The organism is Brunnivagina elsteri CCALA 953, assembly GCF_002289455.1.
In the GTDB taxonomy this organism is placed as follows: Bacteria; Cyanobacteriota; Cyanobacteriia; order Cyanobacteriales; family Nostocaceae; genus Brunnivagina; species Brunnivagina elsteri.
Genome location: NZ_NTFS01000433.1, coordinates 1 through 5,267, shown reverse-complemented (window position 1 = coordinate 5,267; position 5,267 = coordinate 1). Strand labels below are relative to the sequence as shown.

The 5,267-nt window shown below is 38.0% G+C and carries 5 protein-coding genes; 2 read left to right on the top strand and 3 right to left on the bottom strand.

What is annotated here, in order from left to right:
• Nucleotides 1–369: 369 nt before the first annotated feature.
• Nucleotides 370–630 (bottom strand): hypothetical protein, encoded by a 261-nt coding sequence (locus CK510_RS25725; RefSeq protein ID WP_143289440.1) that lies wholly within the window; start codon nt 628–630, stop codon nt 370–372.
• A gap of 194 nt (nt 631–824) precedes the next feature.
• Between CK510_RS25725 and CK510_RS25720 the strand changes: the two genes are divergently transcribed.
• The gene (locus CK510_RS25720) at nt 825–1,595 is read left to right on the top strand and encodes an ion transporter (protein ID WP_095724380.1); all 771 of its coding nucleotides are present in this window, start codon (nt 825–827) and stop codon (nt 1,593–1,595) included.
• A 418-nt stretch (nt 1,596–2,013) separates the two neighbouring features.
• The gene (locus CK510_RS25715; RefSeq protein ID WP_095724378.1) at nt 2,014–3,672 is read left to right on the top strand and encodes a DUF1565 domain-containing protein; all 1,659 of its coding nucleotides are present in this window, start codon (nt 2,014–2,016) and stop codon (nt 3,670–3,672) included.
• Nucleotides 3,673–3,994: 322 nt separating this feature from the next.
• On the opposite strand, the gene CK510_RS25710 is transcribed toward CK510_RS25715, so the two are convergent.
• On the bottom strand, nt 3,995–4,198 hold the full coding sequence (locus tag CK510_RS25710) for a hypothetical protein (RefSeq protein WP_095724377.1): 204 nt from the start codon (nt 4,196–4,198) through the stop codon (nt 3,995–3,997).
• A 350-nt stretch (nt 4,199–4,548) separates the two neighbouring features.
• Complete coding sequence (locus CK510_RS25705; protein WP_245912435.1) at nt 4,549–5,169, bottom strand: MFS transporter; 621 nt, start codon at nt 5,167–5,169, stop codon at nt 4,549–4,551.
• Nucleotides 5,170–5,267 lie beyond the last annotated feature (98 nt).

Here is a 5,267-nt window from a genome sequence, read left to right as displayed (position 1 = left end):
TAGCATCTTCTTAATAAGTGGTGACGCAAAAATATTTATACATTCCGAAAATCTCAAACCCTCGTCATTGCGACGTAGGAAGCAATCGCAATATATAAACCTAGTCTATCTTGAGAACTGTAGTTTTCCATAAAGACCTTGAGATTGCTACCCTGCCGGTAAGCGCGTTAGCTATTTCTGTAAGTAGCCGAAGAAGCGCGTCTACCTTACGTCGCAATGACGTATTTGAATCGCTAAAAAACTCCGGGTTTCATCATGGACGAGGTTTATTTAATTTTGCCTAACGACTTACCAATTATTTTTCAATCCTCATCCTCATTTGTAAGTTTATAACCAGGAGGACATTTCTTCGGTTTTTTCTCTTTTGAATTAAAGGTAAGTCAGAAAGTTTGAATTATTTACTAACCAATCCTTGATTGGAGTAGTCTTTGTAACAGGCAAGAGTAAAGAATGTAGCAATCTCAATTGTACGTATTTTGGTAAGCGATCGCGTTCGTGGTGATGTTGGGATTTGTGCGATACCTTCGGTAAGCTCCGAAGTATCGCATTCCCTAACCCTGGCTCTGTTTTCTCACCTTTTTTTGCCACTTCTAGCGCAACCCGCATAAAATATTCATTAGGGACTTCCAACTAGAAAAAATCTCCAATTCTATTATGCTAGTGCGAGCTTTCCTGCTCGCTATTGACAAGCAGCTAGCTTTTCGGTTTGTCCAACGGAGATGCTACCCGTAGCGAGTACGCACTACACAATTGGGGAAATTATATTTTGGAAGTCACTTATCCATATATATATATTCTCAATTCCGACTCCCCAATATTATATGATGCTACTAAGTAGACAAAAAGCTGATTTCTACTTGAAAGACTTAGAAACACCAGCTGGTAAAATCATCAATTTAACAATTGCGGTGCTTGTTTTACTTTCATCAGGTATTTTTGTTGCTGAGACTTACAATATACCCCAGGAAATTCGTTTATATTTACGCGCAATTGATACCGCAATATTAATTACTTTTGCTATTGAATATGGATTACGTCTTTGGAGTGCCGAACAGAAAATTAAATATCTATTGAGTTTTCAATCAATTATTGACTTGATGGCAATTTTACCTTTTTTCTTAGGTGCTGTTGATATTAGTTATATTCGTCTACTGCGTTGGTTTAGAATTTTACGTTTGATTAGATTTATCGATCGCAAATATTTACTAGGTATTAGTAATGAAGATGGCGTAATTTTTGCCCGTATTCTCTTCACTTTATTCGCCATTCTTTTTATCTTTTCTGGTTTAATATATCAGGTAGAACATCCAGTAAATTCGGATAATTTTACTACTTTTTTAGATGCATTTTATTTTTCTGTTGTCACAATGACAACAGTAGGATTTGGTGATTTGACACCAACATCAGAGTTTGGACGTTTATTAACAGTGTTAATGATTTTAACAGGAATTGCGTTAGTACCTTGGCAAATAGGCGATTTAATTAAGCGTTTGGTAAAATCTGTTAATCAAATTGAGGCAGTTTGTAATGGTTGTGGTTTGGCTTTTCATGAGTCAGATGCACATTTTTGTAAAAGATGCGGAACTAAGTTGTGAAATTAGGTAATGGTTAATTGGTAATAGACATCCCCGAAAATGAATGTAGAGACGTAGTAATACGGAGGCAAGACAAGGGTCTTAGGTAACAAATAATTAAATTCGGTCGATGTCTACTAGGCATCTCTGGCAATGCGTTCCCAGCCAGAGACTGGGAACGAGATACGACACAAAAATGGTATGAGCCAAAAGCGTAAAAATTCCATCAAAGTCAACAGCCTAAACACGGAGTGGCTTCTGTAAGTATGTGAAGCACGTAATATAAGGGGAGGGTTATTTTATTTGGTGCAATCCGAGTACTTGTAGAGACAGGAAGTCTATCGGAGAGAAATTGATTTATTTCACCCAATTTTCCCTTTTCTCTTTTCCCTTTCCCCTTTTCCCCCTAATATATGTATGTCTTGATAAATGTATAAATATGCCTCAAATTTACGTAAACCCAGTTAGTGGAAATGATAGCGCTATCGGTAGCCAGCAAGCACCTTTGAAAACAATTACAAAGGCTTTACAGCAAGCATCTGCGGGTTTAAGCATTCAACTTGCAGACGGTACTTACAATATCCAAAGTGGTGAAAAATTCCCCTTATTAATTCCTGGGGGAGTAAATTTAGTTGGTAACGAAGCGAACAAAGGCAGCAGCATTATTATTGAAGGTAGCGGGGAATTCCTCAGTCGTACCTTTGCCCGTCAAAATGTGACAATTCTGATGGGAAGTGGTGCAGAATTGCGTGGTGTCAGTGTTACTAACTTGGGAACTCGTGGTACTGGAGTTTGGATTGAGTCAACTACACCTTTAGTTGCTAGTTGCACTTTAATTAAATGTAAGCGCGAAGGAATATTTATTACAGGTGAGGCTAACCCCTTAATCCGCGATAATATTTGTACAGAGAATGCCGCAAATGGAATTGCGATCGCAAAAAATGCTAAGGGTGATATTCGCAATAATCAATGCTTTAAAACGGGTTTTGGTATTGCTATTAGTGACACTTCATCACCAAATCTGACTGGTAATAATATCTACGAAAACCGCTCTGGGTTGGTTATTTCTGGTGATGCACGTCCCATATTACGGGCTAATATTAGCGAAAGAAATGTCCAAGATGGAGTAACTGTTATTGGCAATGCATCACCTGATATTGGTAGTACAAATAGTCCTGGTGGAAATATTTTCCGCAATAATGGACAATTCGATTTGCAAAACGCTGGTGCTAATAAACTAGTTTCTGTTGGGAACCAAGTTGAACCAGCAAAATGTAAAGGTAATATCGAATTTCTTGGTAATCAAGCACCATCCCCAACCCCAATACCATCCCCAAATCCAGTACCAACCCCAATACCATCCCCAAATCCAGTACCAAATCCAACACCAATACCAATACCAGTACCAACCCCAAATCCAATACCATCACCAAATCCAACACCAATACCAACACCAGAACCACCAGAACCAGAACCTATTCCAATTCCGGTTCCAGTACCAAATCCAGTACCAACACCAGTACCGAGCAAATTAACAGATATTAGCGGACATTGGGCAGAAGGATTTATCAAAGAATTGAATCGATTTGGAATAATTACAGGGTTTAAAGATAGGACATTCAAACCCGATGCAACCATGACAAGAGCGCAATATGCAGCATTAATTGTCAAAGCATTTAACCCGCAAGCAAAACGTCAAGGTACTAAATTTAAAGACGTTCCTGATAACTTCTGGGCAAACCAAGCAATTCAACAAGCTTACCAAGGGCAATTCCTTTCTGGATATCCTAATGGTAATTTCCGTCCAAATGAAAATATTCAAAGGGTGCAAATTATTGTATCTATTGTTAATGGATTAGGACTTACAGCAAGTGCAGTTAAATCATTAAAAAGCTTTGATGACCAAAGTAATATACCCGATTATGCAAAAAATGCAGTATTAATAGCTACTGATAAACGCATCATTGTTAATTACCCAAACATCAAGCAAATGAACCCAACTCGTGAAGCAACAAGGGCAGAAGTTGCGGCAATGGTGTATCAATCATTAGCAAATGCGGGACGTGTAGTAGCGATAAATTCACCTTATATTGCATGAATATTTAGAGACATTAAATATTTTGTTGCGAAATAGTTGAATAACCAAATATCTCAGAAAGCAGGTTTCTCCCCCACACAAAATCTCTATTAGTATGATAAAACCGAGAAACCCGCTTTCTCCCTAAACGCGAAAACCTGAATAATTTTTCGTTGCATTCAGTATGATTGTGATGGGAGAAACCTGGTTTCTATTGGTGTTGCATCGAAACTAGTCGTACTGAGTTAAAGAGAAACCCGGTTTCTGGAGCAAATAATCAGTTTTGTAGAAGTGCAGGAATCGCACTTGGAATTTTAGAATTGGCACATACTCCTACGTCCAATTAAATATCATCTGGTAAAATCCACTTGGGTGGTTCCATCATTTTCTTCATCCTTGCAGCTTCCGCTATTTCCAACATTTTATCCAAAGGAGTGTCTTCGATAAACTTGGATACGGCTTCACGATATTCTGTATTGGGGCAGTTTTCACCCAAAATACAACCATTGACGCAATCGACTTGGCAGTTAACTTGCTTGTGTTCCATAATAATTCTCCTCTCTTCTCTGGATTCGCGACTTTTAGAAGCAGTCGAGAATCGAACTGCTACTGAGCAAAAAGACTTGTGTTTCCTAAAGCTAATTTTAACTTGATTCGATCGTCACTTAAACATGCGATCGCATCATCTATCATTTTTCTCATCATCTCGTTATTGGTGACTTGATATTTTGTGAGAAATTCTTGAGGAGGAATGATTAATCGTTCTAAAGCTTCATCATTGGATGTAAATGGGTTTATTTCCCGTACAAAAGCGCTAACTACAACAATATAAGTTCATTCTTCGGGTTGGGAACCAAAATAATCAGATTCAATGATTCCTGTAATATACCTGAAACATCAACTATCAACCACAATATTTTCCTTTAAAACTGCATTCCGTTTGTTCAAAATCTGCAACACAACCAAACCCGATATCGTACTCAAAGCCACAGCAATCCAAGTATATTTTGCCACAGCATGGGATTGATCGATTAACCAACCACCAATAATTGGACCAATTACATATCCAATTGCCCAACATTGATATGCGATCGCGGTATAAGCTCCTCGTAAATTGGCTGGTGCAAGTTCGGAAATCCAAGCGGAGGATGTAGGTTTATAAATAATGCTAGCTATGGCAAAAACCGCAAATATACCCAACTGATAAGCTTGAGTTGTATTGCTCCCCATGCCACTAAAATCACCCAAAATCGACACCAAGAGAAAACCAATTCCCCAAATTGCCATTGAAATCATCAGTGAATTTAAGTAACTCAGTTTGGCAATAAATCGAACCACGGGAACTTGTAACAACGCTCCTAAACCCACATAACCCCAGGTAAACAAGTTTGCGACAACCGTATCCGATGTTCCCCCAAAGTTAACAAAATACAGTGGTAAAGTCCCACCAGATAAAGCAATATAGGTAATAAATAAAGTATTCACCAACAAATAAATTAGCAATCGGGAATCAGTCAAAGCTGTTTTCCAACCCTTTTGCGTTTCCTGATGCGAGTAAATATATTATCTGAAGTCATTTTTAAATTGATCGGAATATCATTATTTATATATATAAT